The sequence below is a fragment of the Paraburkholderia sabiae genome, from assembly GCF_030412785.1.
In the GTDB taxonomy this organism is placed as follows: Bacteria; Pseudomonadota; Gammaproteobacteria; order Burkholderiales; family Burkholderiaceae; genus Paraburkholderia; species Paraburkholderia sabiae.
In genome coordinates this window covers 5,152,770-5,169,039 of the sequence record NZ_CP125295.1, presented here as the reverse complement: position 1 = coordinate 5,169,039, position 16,270 = coordinate 5,152,770, and the positions used below count along the sequence as shown (strand labels likewise).

General features: G+C 65.7%; 8 protein-coding genes. 6 read left to right on the top strand and 2 right to left on the bottom strand.

Translation table 11 applies throughout. The annotated features are described in order from the left end of the window. The first annotated feature begins 141 nt into the window (after window positions 1-141). The gene (locus tag QEN71_RS23220; RefSeq protein WP_201657409.1) at window positions 142-2,799 is read left to right on the top strand and encodes a mechanosensitive ion channel family protein; all 2,658 of its coding nucleotides are present in this window, start codon (window positions 142-144) and stop codon (window positions 2,797-2,799) included. An 84-nt stretch (window positions 2,800-2,883) separates the two neighbouring features. On the opposite strand, the gene QEN71_RS23215 is transcribed toward QEN71_RS23220, so the two are convergent. Next, window positions 2,884-3,516, bottom strand: coding sequence for a cysteine dioxygenase family protein (locus tag QEN71_RS23215; protein WP_201657406.1), 633 nt, complete (start codon window positions 3,514-3,516; stop codon window positions 2,884-2,886). Between the two features lie 132 nt (window positions 3,517-3,648). Here QEN71_RS23215 and QEN71_RS23210 point away from each other — a divergent pair, with 132 nt between their 5' ends. Together QEN71_RS23210 and QEN71_RS23205 are read left to right on the top strand one after the other, a co-directional pair. Further along, the gene (locus QEN71_RS23210; protein ID WP_201657403.1) at window positions 3,649-4,131 is read left to right on the top strand and encodes an Lrp/AsnC family transcriptional regulator; all 483 of its coding nucleotides are present in this window, start codon (window positions 3,649-3,651) and stop codon (window positions 4,129-4,131) included. 135 nt (window positions 4,132-4,266) lie between these two features. Beyond that, entirely contained in the window at window positions 4,267-4,473 is a 207-nt protein-coding gene (locus QEN71_RS23205) for a hypothetical protein (protein WP_201657400.1), read from the top strand. Window positions 4,474-4,495: 22 nt separating this feature from the next. Here the strand turns inward: QEN71_RS23205 and QEN71_RS23200 are convergent, their stop codons facing one another. Next, entirely contained in the window at window positions 4,496-6,922 is a 2,427-nt protein-coding gene (locus QEN71_RS23200; RefSeq protein ID WP_201657397.1) for an FUSC family protein, read from the bottom strand. 198 nt (window positions 6,923-7,120) lie between these two features. Here QEN71_RS23200 and recC point away from each other — a divergent pair, with 198 nt between their 5' ends. The 3 genes from recC to recD are packed head-to-tail and all read left to right on the top strand — an operon-like array spanning window position 7,121 to window position 16,250. Next, on the top strand, window positions 7,121-10,486 hold the full coding sequence (gene recC / locus QEN71_RS23195; protein ID WP_201657394.1) for an exodeoxyribonuclease V subunit gamma: 3,366 nt from the start codon (window positions 7,121-7,123) through the stop codon (window positions 10,484-10,486). Next, on the top strand, window positions 10,483-14,208 hold the full coding sequence (gene recB / locus QEN71_RS23190) for an exodeoxyribonuclease V subunit beta (RefSeq protein WP_201657391.1): 3,726 nt from the start codon (window positions 10,483-10,485) through the stop codon (window positions 14,206-14,208). The genes recC and recB overlap by 4 nt, the downstream gene beginning before the upstream one ends. Then, window positions 14,205-16,250 (top strand): exodeoxyribonuclease V subunit alpha, encoded by a 2,046-nt coding sequence (gene recD / locus QEN71_RS23185; RefSeq protein ID WP_201657388.1) that lies wholly within the window; start codon window positions 14,205-14,207, stop codon window positions 16,248-16,250. Before recB ends, recD begins: the two co-directional genes overlap by 4 nt. Window positions 16,251-16,270 lie beyond the last annotated feature (20 nt).

Below are 16,270 nucleotides of genomic sequence, written 5' to 3'. Positions count from 1 at the left end.
GCCGGAGCGGCTCTCACGCCGCTGCGCAAGTGCACTAACATTCGGTTACGCATCGGGGAGTTTTCCCTCGACGACACCCGCTAAACTTGGCGTCTCCCGTCCCACGCAACCTGCACAGTTGCAGCACAGTCACGGATTGCCATGAAGTCATGCCTTGCGCGGCGTGAATCGCGGGCTGCGCCGTCATCCGGCGGGCTTTTGGCGATTGACGCCGTTTTCCATATTGTTTTCGCATTCGTTTTTGCATTTTTTTCGCACGCCCGATCATTGCATCGCGCGGCGTCGGGCGCGTTCGCGCATGCGTTTCGCGTGTCCGTCTGTGTCTCGCTCGTAGTGGCGTGCGCGAGCTTCGGCCTGTCCGGCAGCGCGCATGCCGCCGGCGCCGCCAGCGGCACGCCGATGATTCCCGCGCTGCAAAGCCTGATCAACAGCGCAACGGTGTCGACGCCAGCGGCCGCGTCGGGCGCGTCGGCAGCCGATGCCGCGTCGGCGCCGTCGCCCGCGAGCCAGGCGGAGCTGGAAAAATCGCTCGACAGCGTGATCACCACGCTCGACAACGATCGCCAGCGCACCGCGCTCGTCACGCAGCTCAAGAAGCTGCGCGACGCGACGAAGACGGTCGGGCCGCCCGCGTCCGCGTCCGCGCAGGCGACTCCCGGATCCGGTTTGCTCGGCGCGATCGCGGCGGGCATCGCATCGTTCGAAACGGACGTGCATCAGGGCCGCTCGCCGCTCAACTACTGGTCCGGCCGATTCAACGCGGCGGGCAACGAGATCTACACGATCGTCACGAGCCAGGGGCGCGAGCATTTCGGCCGCGTGCTGCTGAACATGATTGCCGTGCTCGCCGGCTGGGGTGCGTGCGCGGCAGGGCTGATCTATCTGCAGCGCAGGATTCACACGCGCTTTGGCATCGTCGTGCGGCTCGATGCGAATCCGACCACGCGCGATCTTCTGATTTTCGCGCTGCGCCGCGTCGGTCCGTGGATCGTCGCGTTCGTCGCAGCGCTGATGTTCGTGCGCGCGATGCCCGATTCGCTCGGCCGCACGATCGCAATGGTGATCGCGTACGCGATCGTCGCGGGCGCGGTGTTTTCGGCGATCTGCCTGATCATGTTCTCGCTGTTCGGCTCGGGGCATCGGCGCGCGGCTGTGCGCGTGCTGATCGAGCAGGCGCGGCGGCTGCTGTTCGTGATCGGCATTTGCAGCGCGCTCGGCGATGCCGCCGTCAATTACGACGTCGCGCATGAACTCGGCACGAACCTCGCGGCGCTCGTATCGACGGTCTCGAACATGACGGCGGCCGCGCTGACCGCTTACTTCGCGCTGGCGTTCCGGCGTCCCGTCGCGCATCTGATCCGCAATCGCGCGTACGAGCAGCGGCACGACCACAAGGCCGCGACCGATGCGTTCGACGTGCTCGCGTCGCTGTGGCACGTGCCGATGCTGGTGCTCGCGACGGCGTCCGTGATCGCGACGATCGGCGGTATCGGCAGCGGCGAGAACGTGTTGCAGATCTCGGTGGTGACGGCGCTGCTGCTGGTGCTGGCGTTCTTCCTGTCGGCCGTCGTGCTGCGTGTGACGCGTCCGCGCAATGCGCGCCGCCGGCGCCGCTCGCCGTATCTGACGCGGCTGCTGCGTTTCGTCGGCACGCTCGTCACGCTGTTCGTGTGGCTCGCATATTTCGAGTTCGCGGCGCGGCTGTGGGATGTGTCGCTCGCGCAGATCATCGAGGAAAGCGTGACGGCGCGTGGCATCGCGCACGCGTTGACGGCGATCCTGATCACCGTGTTCCTGTCGTGGCTCGTGTGGATTCTGATCGACACGGCCATTCAGGAAGCCGTCAATCCGAGCAGTCCGCGCAACAAGTCGAAGAATCCGAGCATGCGCGCGCGCACGATGCTGCCGCTCGTGCGCAACGTGCTGTTCGTGACGATCCTGACGATTGCGGGCATCGTCACGGCGGCGAATCTCGGCATCAACGTGACGCCGCTGCTGGCGGGCGCGGGCGTGATCGGTCTCGCGATCGGTTTCGGCGCGCAGTCGCTGGTGAGCGATCTGATCACGGGTCTCTTCATCATCATCGAGGACACGATTTCGGTCGGCGACTGGATCGATATCGACGGCGGCCACGCGGGCACGGTCGAATACCTGTCGATCCGCACGGTGCGTCTGCGCGACGGCCAGGGGGCGATCCACGCGATTCCGTTTTCGCAGATCAAGATCGTGAAGAACCTGTCGCGCGATTTCGCGTACGCGGTGTTCGAAGTGCGCGTGCCGTTTTCCGCCGATGTCGACGAGGTGACGCAACTGATTCGCGCCGTCGGTGCGGATCTGATGGCCGACTTCCGTTACCGGCGCGAGATGCTCGGTCCTGTCGAAGTGTGGGGCCTCGATCGCTTTGATCCCAACTGGATGGTCGTCAAAGGACAGATCAAGACGCGGCCGCTGCAGCAATGGAGCGTGGCGCGCGCGTTCAATCTGCGGCTCAAGCGCAAGATGGACGAGGCGGGCATCGAGATTCCCGTGCCGCAGATGCGCGTGCATACGTCGCGCGGCGACGAAGTGGGCGAGGCGCTGATGGACGAAGATGTCGCGCAGCACGACATGGCGCATCACGAGGCGCACGCGCGCGAAGCCGCGACGGGCACGACGACGCCGTTCCGGCCCAAGACGGGCGGCGCGATGCCGCCGGCGCGCGACGTGTCTCACGAGCCGCGTCCGGCGCCACCGTCGACGGGACAAACGGCCTCCGTGCCGCCGCAGATTCCGACGGCGGGCGATGGAGGCAAGACGTGAAGAGGATCGGAGCTTGAAATGAAAAAGGCGTCACGCGTGAATGCGTGACGCCTTTCGTTTGATGCGATTACGACGGATGGGCGCTCAGGCAGGAACGGCTTGCACGTGATCGGCGACGCGTACTACGTCGTTCACATGCGTCGCGATCTGATTGCCCGATACGCCATAGATGTGCAGCGAGACAGCCGCCGCGCCGCTGCCATTGCCGAGCCGGTGAATGCAGTTGCGCCCGGCGCGCGTGAACGACACCGCGCCCGTTTCGCGCGAATGCTCACGCACGGGCACCGCGCAATCGCCGTCCGCCTGCCAGTCGTACAAGGTTTCCGTCAACGCGCCGTCGATCACCGCATAGCCGCACCACGTGTGATGCGCGTGAATCGGACTCGCCTGGCCGGGCATCCACACGAGCGCGGCGATCGCATAGCGGCCGTGCGGGTCGGCGGCGAGCAGATGGCGTCGGTAGCAGGTGGCGGACGGTTCGCGTTGATCGTCCGTGAGAAGCGCGGGATCGGCGGCGGCTTCGGTAAGCGCAGCGCGGACCGCGCGGGCGAAAGACGCATGCAGCGACGGATCGTGCGCCTCGGTGCAGGCATCGAAAGCGACGTCGAGGGCCGAGCAGAGCCGCGTGACAGCAGCCGCTTCGGGCGTCGTACAGAAAAAAGAATGCGTTTCGGCCAATGACGATTCGCTTGTATTGAGGCCGGTTGAAGGGTTCATGGAAGGCTCCGCGGGTGTTGTTCTTAGAGAACGGGACTGCCCTCATTTATACCGATTTGCGCGGAGAAAGAGTTTTCATATAATTCCTCCGTCTTGACGAGAAATAGAATAATTTTCTATCTGGGTGGGAAGATGGGAATGGACATCATTGACCGGCGGCTGCTCGAACTCCTGCAAGAGGACGCGACGATGCCGATCGCGGAACTCGCCGCGCGGGTGAATCTTTCACAGACGCCGTGCTGGAAACGGGTTCAGCGGCTCAAGGAAGCGGGCGTGATCCGCGCGCAGGTCGCGCTGTGCGATCCGCGCAAACTGGGCGTCGGCACGACCGTGTTCGTCGCCGTGCGTACGAACCAGCACACGGAAGCCTGGGCGCAGACTTTCACGCGCGCCGTGCAGGACATTCCCGAGGTGGTGGAGGTGTATCGGATGAGCGGCGAGACGGACTATCTGCTGCGCGTCGTCGTGTCGGACATCGACGACTACGACCGCGTCTACAAACAGCTGATCCGCGCCGTGCCGCTGTACGACGTCAGTTCCAGTTTCGCGATGGAGCAGATCAAGTACTCGACGGCGTTGCCGGTGCGGGCGGCCGTCGTCGCTGAAAGCCGCTGATCCCGGTCATGCTGGGAGCGCAGCTTGCTGCGAACTTGTTGCGGCTGCGCGCGCGGCGGACTGCAAGCCGCGCGCAAGGTGCGTCGGCGTAGAATGCCCGCTCCGCCGAATCAATCCGCCAGCAGAGCCCGACTCATGAACGATCCGCGCAAGAAGAAAAACCCGACGGTTGGCGTCGCTGTGTTTATCGTCGTTGTGGTGTTGCTGGTGATCGCGACGATTCTCTACAACGCGATCACCGAAAAGCACGAATACGAGCGCGACAATTCCGTCGATACGACAGCAACCGCGGCATCGGCAGCGGGCGCTGCCGTGAACGCTGCGAAGGGCGCGTCGCAGTAAGCGAGGCGCCCGCGTTCTCAACTCAGTTCTCCGGCAGGCGGATGATGCCTGCATCCTTGCGGATCTGAAACGACGCCGCCAGCATCTGCTTGCACTGATGCGCGAGCAGTTTCAGTTCATGCACGGCGTCCGGCGCATAGTCGGGCGAGCGTTCCGCTTCGACGACCATCGTGTCGAGTTCGCGCGTCAGCTGCTTTGAAATTTCCACCTGATCGGTGGGCGGCGGATTGCCTTCCTCGGCCTGGGTGAGGTTGTCGCGGATCAGCGTGAGCGCGCGTTGCAGCGGCTGATGCGACGGTCCGCCCAGCTGCTGGGACGACGTGCGCAGCAAAGGCGCAGCCGCCGTGATTTGCGAGGCGAGCACATGCGAACGCACGAGCAGATCGTTGAGTTCCGGCACGAACTTCTGCGCGGACTTGGGCTCGAGCATCATCCGTTGAAACGCCTGACCGAGATTGGCGAACGCGACGTGCACGTTCTTGCGGGCAAGCCGGTAGCGATAGTCGCGATCGAGTGCACTCGCGGCGGCAGCGGCGGCGGGTGTGGGCGCAGGCGGTTTGGCGGCTGCCGTCGCGCTGATCGAAACGCCCGCTGCCGACGCTGCTACTGCCGCTTCCGTCACGCCGTTCGCACCACTTGCCATGACTTCCGCGACGGCTACGGCAGGCGCGAGCGCGGCCGCTTCCGTCAGTGCCGCGGGCGCTGTGACGGAACTGGCGGCGCTGGTGGCCGGCTTGCCGCCCCACCACCAGCTCGCCTCCAGATAGCTGCGCATCGCCGCGATCATGTCGTCGACGAGCTTGCCCATCAGCCGGTATTCCCAGTACGGGAACAGGTGGCTCGCGGCGATCGCGATCGCGCAGCCGACGACGGTATCGATCGCGCGCTCGCCGATGATATGCAAGCTGCCCGGCGCGAGCAGATGGAACATCAGCAGCACATACGACGACGTGAACACGACGCTTGCCGTGTAGTTGAAGAGCAGCAGGCTGTAGCTCATCACCATCGACGCGAACATCACGACGATGAGCAAATGCGGCGACTTCACGCTCATGATCAGTGCGATGCTCGCCGCGCAGCCGATCAGCGTGCCGACGATACGCTGCCCGTTGCGCTGTTTGGTCAGCGAGTAGCCGGGTTTCAGAATGATGACGGTCGTCATCACGATCCAGTAGGCGTTCGTGAGCGGCAGCAGGCGTCCGAGCCAGAAGCCGACTGCGACGGCGATCGTCACGCGCAGCGCATGCCGGAAGCTCGGCGACGCCATCGTCAGATTCGAGAAGATCGAGCCGAACGGCACGCGTCGGCTGGACACGAAACGCGTGAGCGCCTGGTCGATACGCAGATCGGTTTCCTTCGAGCCTTCCTCGTTCGCGAGATTCTTGCGCATCCGGTCGATCAGACGCGTCGCGCTCCACACGCGCCTGAACGAAGCGGAAATGGTCGAATACGCTTCGGGGTTCTTCTTCGGCAGCTCCTGCTTGCGCATCAGCTCGATTTCATATTCGATCGCGCGCAGTTCCGCCTTCACGTTGATCCGCGCGCGCGGCGGCTCGTTCTGCAGCACGGCGAGGCCGATGTCTTCGAGATCGGCCGCGGCCTTGCGGATCAGATCGCGATAAAAGATCAGCAGATCGGAACCGCCGAACGTATTGCGCACGAGCGAGTAGTCGGTATGCGCGCCGACGAACTGTTCGTGCAGGTCGACGATATGAATGAACAGATTGAAGAGCGTCGCCCGGCGCGGCTCGAGCCGTCCGCTCTTCAGCTTGGGCAAGTTGCGCAGCACGATGTCGCGCGCGGCGTCCTGCATGGCCACGGCCGCGATCTGTTTGGCGACGAGGTTGCGATAGCACTCGTCGAGATCGTTGTCGAGATCGAAGAAGTCGGCGCGCGCGAGCAGGTAGTCGGCCAGCGCGAACACGCTTTCGGCGAGCGCCTGCTGCTCGATGCGGTACATCATCCAGTGACTCACGAAGGTCGACCAGTACGTGAACCACAGCCCGCCGACAAGCATCCACGACGCGTTGATGAGCGCCTGCAGCGGCGTGAAATGCTCTTCGAGCGTCATCACCATCATGAAGAGCGTCGCGAAGCTGATCTGCGGCCAGCGGTTGCCGTAGACGACGATCAGCGACAGCACGAACGTGAGCGGCACCACGGCGCACCACAGCGCGACGGGGTTGACCGTCGCGAGACCCGTGGCGAGCGCGGCGAGAAAGCCGATCACGCTGCACGCGAGCATCTCGTTGTGCTTGTACTTGAGCGGACCGGGCATGTCGACGACGCACGCGCCGAGCGCGCCCGTCGCGATGGTGAAGCCGAGTTCCCGGTTATGAAAGACGATCAGGCAAAGAATGGCGGGCAGCGACACGCCCACTGCAATGCGCAAGCCGCCGTAGAAGTACTGGCTATACAGAAACTTTTTGATTTCGACTGAATAGCGCATCGACCGCCTGATGTCTCTTGTCCATATGTTGATGACGCAGTCGGGCCGCTTTAAGGCTCGAACTGCCGTCGAGTCTAACTGATTTGCCCACGCGCGGACCATTGGCCGAACGGCCAGGTGTCGTGGCGGCGCATGCGTTTGCTATGCTGTCGCATCGTTTTTCCTGCACGGCTCGTGCGACGCCGTTCCTGCCGCTTTATGCTCCAGCTTTTCTATTCGAACCGATACGACGTGCTCGTCGGCGCGCTGCTCGACGGACTCGGCGAAACGCCTTCCAGTCCGTGGACGGCGCAACCTGTGATCGTGCCGAGCGCGGCCGTGCGGCGGCGTCTCGAACTCGATATCGCGGCGCGTCAGGGCGTGTGCGCGAATATCCACTTCGGCTATCTCGCGCAATGGCTGTGGACGCAGATCGGCGAGGTCATGGAAGACGTGCCGCAGCGCTCGCCGTTCGCGCCGGACCGGCTCGTGTGGCGCTGCTACCGCCTGCTCGGCGACGCCGACGAGGCGCAGCCGTGGAACGCGTCGCCGCGTCTGCGCAGCTACCTCGATGCCGCCGACGCGCCCATGCGCTACGAACTGGCGCGCCGTGTCGCGACGGTGCTCGACCACTATCTGACCTATCGGCCCGAATGGCTGCTGCAATGGCAGAGGGGCGGTTCGATCTTCGCGAGCGGCGCCGACGACACCGGCCCGCGTCTGACGGGCGCGAGCGCTTCGGAACGTGAAGACGAGCGCTGGCAAAGCGCGCTGTGGCGCACGCTGCTTGGCGAAGTCGCGGGCGGTGCGCAGTCGGCGCACTCGGCCACGCCGCCTGCGTATCGCTTTCTCGACGAAGTGCGTTCGTTCGATCTCGACACGATCGCGCGCGCCGAATGGCCCGAGGCGGTCAGCGTGTTCGCGCTGCCGACCATGCCGCCGCTGCATATCGCGCTGCTGCGCGAACTGTCGCGCTGGATCGACGTGCGCGTGTACGCGATGAATCCGTGCCGCGAATTCTGGTTCGATATCGTCAGCGAAGGGCACGTCGAAGCGCTCGATGCGAAAGGTCAGCGCGACTATCAGGAAGTCGGTCATCCGCTGCTCGCCGAATGGGGCCGGCAGACGCAGGCGCAGTTGCACATGCTGCACGAGCTGACGGAAAGCGCGGCATCGGGTGAGGCGTCGTACTTCGCTGAGAATGCTGCTCCGACCTGGCTTGCCGCCGTGCAGAACGCCATGCTCGATCTGCGCGACGAGCGTGATCTCGACACACAGCCCGACGAGCGCGGCATCGAAGTGCACGTGTGCCATAGCCTCGCGCGCCAGCTCGAAGTGCTGCACGATCGCCTGCTCGGCTGGTTCGACGAATTCGACGACCTGCAGCCTTCCGACGTGCTCGTCACGCTGCCCGATCTCGGCGCGGCCGGTCCGCTGATCGACGCCGTGTTCGGCACGTCGCCCATCGGCGACACGCGCCGCATTCCGTATCGGATCACCGGCTTGCCGCCTTCGCAGGCGAACCCGGTGGCGCGCGTGCTGCTCGACTGGCTCGCGTTGCCGGAGCGCAATGTCGGCGCGCCGGAACTGATCGAGTGGCTGCGCGTGGATTCGATCGCCGCGCGCTACGGCATCGACGCGGCCGCGCTCGAAGACGTGCAGGAATGGCTCGCGGCAGCGGGCGCGCGGCGCGGTCTCGCGCCCGTGCCGACTGACGACAGCGCGGTTCCCGTTGCGCGCCACACGTTCGCCGACGCGCTCACCCGTCTCTTTCTCGGCTACGCGATGCCCGAAGGCGGCGCGCCCGTCGATGCATGGCTGCCCATCGAGGGCGCGGACGGATCGGATGCCGAACTGCTCGGCCGGCTTGCGAGCTTCGTCGACGACGTCGATGCGTTCGCGCGTCGTTGCGCGGACGACATGACGCCCGCCGAGTGGACGCAGCTGTTGCTCGAAGTGCTGGGCCGCTGTTTCGACGGCGGCGTCGATTTCGCGGACAGTCTGTCGACCGTGCGCGATGCCGTCGACGCAATGAGCGAAGCGATGCGCGCGGGCGTGGGCGACGAGCCGCTGCCCGCGGCCGTGGTGCGCACGGCGCTCTCCGAAGCACTCGACGATCCCGCGCGCGGCGGCGTGCCGTGGGGCAGCGTCACGTTTTCGTCGCTGACCAGCCTGCGCGGCTTGCCGTTCAGGGTGGTCTGCATGCTCGGCATGGACGACGGCGTGCTGCCGAGCCTCGCGCGTGCCGACGAGTTCGATCTGATGGCAGGCTTCGGCAAGGCAGGCGATCGCCAGCGCCGCGACGACGAGCGCAATCTGTTTCTCGATCTGCTGCTGGCCGCGCAGGACCGTCTGCTGATCGCATACACGGGGCGCAGCATTCGCGACAACGCGCCGCTGCCGCCTGCCGCGCTCGTCGACGAACTGCTCGATCATCTGGCGCGCGTGTCGTCGGCAGAAGACGCGTCGCCCGCCGACCTCGACGTGGCGCGGCATGCCTTCATCGTCGAGCATCCTCTGCAGCCTTTCGCGTCCGACTACTTCAACGCGAAGAGCGGACTGTTCAGCTACGACGCTGACCGCGCGGAATTGGCCGCGCTGCTCGCCGAGCCGGGGGACGCGCCGGTTGCCCCGTTCTTCGACGCGCCATTGCCCGCGGAGCCGAACGAACCCGTTGCCTTCGACGACTTCCAGCGCTTCTGGCGGCATCCCGCGCGCGCGTTGCTGCGCGACCGTCTCGGTATCGTGCTGTCCGACGCGCAAGGCGAACTGCTCGACATGGAGCCGTTCGAACTCGATTACGCGGGCCGCGATGCACTGGCCGAACGCCTGTTGCCCGCGCTGCTCGACACGGACTTCGACAGCGAAGCATTTGAGCGCGTGCGCCGTGTCGCCGAAGCGAGCCCTGAGTTGCCGGGCGGTGCGACGGGCGCGGTATGGCGCACGCGCGAGCTGTCGGCGTTGCGCGGGCTCGCGGATCGCGTGCGGCGTGAAGTGGCGTCGGGCGTCACGCGCTTGCCGTTCACGCTCGACATCGACGCGCGCTGGCCAGATACGTACGACATCGAGTTCTTCGGCCGCTATGACAAAACGTTGCGCGAACGATCGGAAGGTCCGATGCAATTGCAGGGCACGCTCAATCTGCTGACGCCGACGGGGCAGGTCGTGTTCCGTTACGCCAAACCGACCGCGCGCGACTATCTGTCCGCGTGGCTGTCGCACCTCGTCTACTGCGCGGCACTGCCGGACGGTCCGCGCCGCACCGTATGGCACGCGAGCAGCGAATCGTTCGAACTCACGCCCGTCGAGCGTCCGTTGGATCAACTCGCACCGCTTGCCGCGCTGTTCCGCGCCGGGCGCGCGTTGCCGTTGCGCTTTTTCCCGAAGAGCGCGTGGACGAAGATCAGCGACAGCGATTCCGCAGCACAAGGCGCGTGGATCAGCGACCGCGTGCGCGGCGAGTCCGACGACTCGGCGCTGCGCATCGCGTATCGTGGCGCGCCGATGACGCTCGACGAACCGTTCGGCACATTGGCGACGCTCGTCTTCAAGCCGCTCGTCGCGCATCTGAGGAGCGCATCATGAGCGGCGCAACGTGGATGCATGCGCTCGCCGTGCAGGAACTCGACGTGTTCGCGTGCGAGCTCGATGGCGTCAACCAGATCGAGGCATCGGCGGGGACGGGTAAGACCTGGAACATTTGCGCGCTCTATGTGCGGCTCTTGCTGGAGAAGAATCTGAGCGCCGATCAGATTCTTGTGGTGACCTTTACGAAAGCCGCGACGGCCGAACTGCACGAGCGTATTCGCGGACGTCTCGCCGAAGTGCAGCGCGCGATCGAAACGGGCGACGACGGCGGTGATCCGTTCATCATCCGGCTATTCGAAACGACGCTTTCGGAGGAACGCGGCGTCGATCTCGAAGCGGCTGCGAAGATCGTGCGCCGCGCGTTGCGCACCTTCGATCAGGCAGCGATCCACACGATCCACGCGTTCTGTCAGCGCGCGCTACAGGAAGCGCCATTTGCGGCCGCGATGCCGTTCGCGTTCGAGATGGAAGCGGACGATGCCGCGTTGCGCTTCGAACTCGCCGCCGATTTCTGGCGCGAGCAGGTCGAAGCCGTCGCCGCACAGCATTCGTCGTTCGCGGCGTGGCTGGTCGAGAAACGGGCCAGTCCGGCATCGCTCGATGAACAGCTTGCGCGACGCTTGAAGAAGCCGCTCGCGCAGTTGCGCTGGGGTGACGTCGGTGAACTCGAAGGCGCCTCGCCGGGCGAGATTCAGGCGCGCTTCGATGCGGCATGCGAAATGTGGCGTGCCGAGCGCGACAACATCGTGCGTCTGCTCGAAGCGGCGCAGGAACGGCTGAGCAAGACCTCGCACAAGCCGGAATTCATCAGTGCCGCGATCGATGCGTGGAGCGATTATTTCGCGCAGGAAGACTGTCATGCGCCACCGCCGAAAGCTGCGTTGAAGCTCACGGCAGCGGCATTGACGAAGGGCACGAAGAAGAATTTCGAACCGCCCGCGCACGCGTTTTTCATCGTCGCCGACGAGATTGCAGCGGCCTCGCTTGCCGCCGAAGTTGCGCAGCGTGCGCGTTGGCTCGGCCTCGTGCAGAGGTGGCTCGACCATGCACCGTACGAACTGGCAGCGAGAAAGCGCACGCGCCGCGTCGTGTCGTTCGACGATCTGCTGTCGAACCTGCATCGCGCGCTCGCCACTCACGTTTGGCTCGCGGATGCATTGCGCAAGCGCTATCCCGCTGCACTGATCGACGAGTTCCAGGATACCGACCCGCTACAGTTCGCGATCTTCAACCGCATCTTCGCGCCGCAAGGGCCGCTCTTTCTTGTCGGCGATCCGAAGCAGGCCATCTACAGTTTTCGCGCGGCCGATCTGCATACGTATCTGGCGGCGCGCGCGCAGGCGTCGGCGCGCTATACGCTCGCCGTCAATCAGCGTTCGACGGCGCCTGTCGTCGAAGCCTGCAACCGTTTTTTCGAAGCGAATCCTCGTGCATTCGTGCTTGAAGGACTCGACTATCAGCCGGTGCGGGCGGGCGAGCGGCAACGTCCGCCGCTCGTCGATAAAGACAGCGAGGGCGGCGGCGATTTCCGCGCGTGGATGCTGCCGAAAGGCGACGCGGCGCTGACCAAACGGGATGCACAGCGCGCAGCCAGCGAAGCGTGCGCGGCGGAGATCGTGCGTCTGTTGCGTGGTGCACGCGAGGGCAGCGTCATGATCGGCGACAAGCCGCTCGCGCCCGGCAACATTGCTGTGCTCGTGCAGACGCACAAGCAGGGCAGTCTGATCAAGCGTGTGCTGTCCGCGTGGGGCGTGGGCAGCGTCGAGCTTGCGCAGGCGTCGGTGTTCGAATCGCTCGATGCCGAGCAGATCGAGCGCGTGCTGGCCGCCGTCGATACACCCGGCGACCTGCGCCGTCTGCGCGCCGCGCTCGCAACCGACTGGTTCGGTCTCGACGCGGCGTCGCTGTGGCAGCTCGAACACATCGACGAAGCGATCGTCACGACGGGCAATGCCGCGCCATCCGTCGATGCGATGAGTTGGGTCGAGCGTTTTTCGCGTTACCGGATGCTGTGGCACGAGCGCGGTTTTGCAGTGATGTGGCGCACGCTGATGCGCGAGTTGCGTGTCGCGCAGCGGATCGTCTCGGGCGCCGAGGGCGAGCGGCGGCTCACCAATGTCAATCATCTCGCCGAACTCGTGCAGGCGCGCGCCGCGACGCAGCCGGGCATCGCGCCGACGCTGCGCTGGCTCGCGGCGCAACGCGAAGGCGCGGGAGGCGGCGAAGAGGCGCAACTGCGTCTCGAATCGGACCGCAATCTCGTTCAGATCGTCACGGTTCACAAGTCGAAGGGACTCGAGTATGCCGTCGTGTTCTGTCCGTTTCTCAACGACGGCAATATGCGCGAGCCGCCGTCGTCGGGGCTGCCCGATGCGCGCGAATATCACGACGACGACGGTGCGGCCGTGCTGCACTACGGCTGCGACGAAGAGCAGGCGGATCTTGCCGGCCGGCAGGCCACACGCGAACAGGCCGCCGAGCGCGCGCGGCTGATCTATGTCGCGCTGACGCGCGCGGTGTATCGCTGTTATGTGGTGGCGGGCACGTATCTGTCGGCGCGATCGACGAAGGAGTCGGCGCGCAGCGTGCTCAACTGGCTGGTCGCGGGCAGTGAGCGCGACTTCGACGAGTGGCTTGCCAAGCCGCTCGATGAAGCCGCGATCTATCAGCACTGGCGCGCGCTCGAAGGCGGTCCAATGGCTATCGCCGATTTGCCCGCCGTCGCGCGCCGCGAACCGCTCGAAGGCGTGGCCGACAGCGGTGCCCGTTTGCGCGCGCGCGCAAACCGGCGTTCGCTGCGCGACGCGTGGCGCATGGCCAGCTTCAGTTCGCTGATCGCGGCGGGCTCGCGGGCCGACGAAGCAGCGGCGGCACAGGCGGTCAATGAAGAAGCGCGTCCCGATCACGACGAACTGGCCGATGTATCGTCGGGACCGAACGCGCCTGTGTTCGACATGATCGCCGCGCCCGTCGAACTCGCGGCCGACGATATCCTCGCGTTTCCGCGAGGCCCGGCGGCGGGCGAGTGTCTGCACCGCATGTTCGAGCTCGCCGACTTTTCCGATCGCAGCAAATGGCCCGAAGCGATCCATCAGGCGCTGCGCGAAAGGCCGGCGCCCGCCGAGCCCGAACTCGCGCAACGTCTGCCCGCGATGATGCAGCGTCTGCTCGGCGATGTCGTGAGCACGGAACTCGTGCCCGGCATGACGCTCGCGGCGCTCGATCCGAAGCGACGGCTCAACGAACTGGAGTTTCTGTTTTCGGCGGCATCGCTGGACTTTCCTGCGTTGCGCGCGCTGCTCGCCGAGTATGGCTATCCCGATGTCGCGCTGGAGTCGAACGCGCTGCGCGGCTTCGTTAAAGGCTTCATCGACATGATCGTCGAGCATCAGGGACGTTTCTGGGTGGTCGACTGGAAGTCGAATCATCTCGGCGATACGCGCGACGACTATTCCGCTGCGCCGCTCGACGATGCGATGGCGAGCCACGCCTATCACCTGCAGGCGCTGCTCTATATCGTCGCTCTGCATCGTTATCTGCGCCTGAGGCTTCCGGGCTATGCGTATGAGACGCACATCGGCGGCTATCTGTATCTGTTCGTGCGTGGCGTGCGTCCCGACTGGCGCGACGACAGCCACGCCGCCGGCGTGCACGCGCGACAACCCGACCCTGCGCTCGTCTTCGCGCTCGATGCATTGATGGATGGAGACACGCGATGAGCACGTTCGATCAGCCGTTACCCGACGTCGAGGTCAACGTTCCCGCGCCCGAGGATTTCAGCACCGCGCTTGCCGAAGGTTTTGCACGGCGCGTGAGCGCGCTTGCGCGGCGTGGCGGTGCGTCGGACGATGCCGTGCGCTGGGCCGCGCGCGCCGCGTTCGCGGCAAGCCGTGCAACCTCCGAAGGACACGTGTGCGTGCCGCTCGACGAACTCGCGCAACGATACGAGAGCGAAGTCGCGCATGTGCGCCGCGCGTTGCTCGTAAGCGGCGTGGCAAGCGACGGCATGCAGCCGGCACACGCGCTGCGTCCGCTTGTCGTCGATGGACAGGGGCGGCTTTATCTGGCGCGTTACTACGATTACGAGCGGCGGCTCGCGCAGTCGCTTGTCGATCACGCGCGCGGTGCGCATGACGATGCCGTGTCGGTGGACATGTCGCCGGACGGTTTGCGCGACAGGCTGCTGCGTTACTTCGGGAAGCCGCAGGACGAACAGATCGACTGGCAGCGCGTGGCGGCCGTGATGGCGTTGTCGGGACGGCTTACGATCGTCAGCGGCGGGCCTGGCACGGGTAAGACGACGACGGTCGTCGGCGTGCTCGCGTGTTTGCTGGACGCGCGAGCGGATTTGCGGATCGCGCTCGCCGCGCCGACAGGCAAAGCTGCGCAACGGATGCAGGAGGCGCTGCTCGCGCGCGCCGGTTCGTTGCCGCCCGAACTCGCGGCGCGTCTGCCGCAAACGTCGTTCACATTGCATCGCTTGCTGGGTACGGGGCCGAACGGGCGCTTCCGGCATCATCGCGACAACCCGTTGCCGTACGACGTGATCGTGATCGACGAGGCGTCGATGATCGACGTCGCGATGGCCACGCATCTGTTCGATGCGCTCGCACGCGACACGCATCTCGTGATGCTCGGCGACAAGGATCAGCTCGCCGCCGTCGAAGCGGGTGCCGTGTTCGGCGAACTGAGCGCGCAGCCTTCGTTCACGTCGCGCGGTATCGGTTCGATCGCGGCGGCGCTGGATATCGACGAACGCCGGTTGCGCGATGCGTTGCCGACCGTCGGCAACGATGAGCCTTCGAACCATCCCGAGCCGTTCTTCGACGATCTGTTCGGCATGCCGGCGGACACACCGCCATCATCGACGCAGACGCAATCCGCGCCGCTTGCCGATTGCGTCGTGTGGCTCGAGCGCAATTACCGTTTCGGACTGGAGTCGGCGATCGGCCGTCTGTCGCTCGCAATCCGGCGCGGCGCGGCGCAGGAAGCCCTCGATTTGCTGGTTATCAATGCAACCGCGAATCCCACCGCGGATTCCGCCGCGCCGTGTGCCGCCGCGTTTCACGAAGACGTCGATGCCGCGCCTTCCGAGCGCACGATCCACCGGCTTGCGGCGGGCTTTGCGCCGTACGCCGACGCGCTCGCCACAGCGCTCGCTGATGACGCGGCAAATGCGGCGTCGCATGCGCCCGCGCTTTTCGAAGCGCTCAATCGCTTCCGCATTTTGTGCGCGACGCGTCTCGGCGCACGCGGCGTCGATCAGATGAACACGGCGATGGCTGCGCAGGTGCGCCGTGCCGCGCGCGTGCCGCTCGCGATCGGCGCGCAGTGGTTCGCCGGGCGTCCGATCATGGTCACGCGCAACGACTATGCGCTGGGTCTGTTCAACGGCGATATCGGCATCGCGCTGCCGGGCGCGGACGGCGCGTTGCGAGTGTGGTTTCGCGGCGCGGACGGCGGCTTGCGCGCAGTGTCGCCCGCGGCGTTGCCGCCGCACGATACCGCGTTTGCGCTCACTGTCCACAAGTCGCAGGGCTCGGAGTTCGATCATGCGGTGCTGATGCTGCCGTCCACGTTCAGCCGGGTGCTGTCGCGCGAACTGGTCTATACGGCGGTGACGCGGGCGAGAGAGCGGGTCGAAGTGGTCGGCGCGCGCACGGTCCTGTTGCGCGCCATCGCGACGCCGACGCAGCGCGATTCGGGGCTGGCTGCGCGGATCGTGGAGGCGATGGAGTCGACGGAAGCGGGCTCGCTCTAATTGGCGATGACTGGTTCGCG

What these genes read in the sequence shown, in the direction of transcription:
- QEN71_RS23205 (WP_201657400.1), top strand. Translation starts at nt 4,267, where the DNA reads ATGAACGATCCGCGCAAGAAGAAAAACCCGACGGTTGGCGTCGCTGTG.
- QEN71_RS23210 (WP_201657403.1), top strand. Translation starts at nt 3,649, where the DNA reads ATGGGAATGGACATCATTGACCGGCGGCTGCTCGAACTCCTGCAAGAG.
- QEN71_RS23200 (WP_201657397.1), bottom strand. Translation starts at nt 6,922, where the DNA reads ATGCGCTATTCAGTCGAAATCAAAAAGTTTCTGTATAGCCAGTACTTC.
- QEN71_RS23220 (WP_201657409.1), top strand. Translation starts at nt 142, where the DNA reads ATGAAGTCATGCCTTGCGCGGCGTGAATCGCGGGCTGCGCCGTCATCC.
- QEN71_RS23215 (WP_201657406.1), bottom strand. Translation starts at nt 3,516, where the DNA reads ATGAACCCTTCAACCGGCCTCAATACAAGCGAATCGTCATTGGCCGAA.
- recD (WP_201657388.1), top strand. Translation starts at nt 14,205, where the DNA reads ATGAGCACGTTCGATCAGCCGTTACCCGACGTCGAGGTCAACGTTCCC.
- recB (WP_201657391.1), top strand. Translation starts at nt 10,483, where the DNA reads ATGAGCGGCGCAACGTGGATGCATGCGCTCGCCGTGCAGGAACTCGAC.
- recC (WP_201657394.1), top strand. Translation starts at nt 7,121, where the DNA reads ATGCTCCAGCTTTTCTATTCGAACCGATACGACGTGCTCGTCGGCGCG.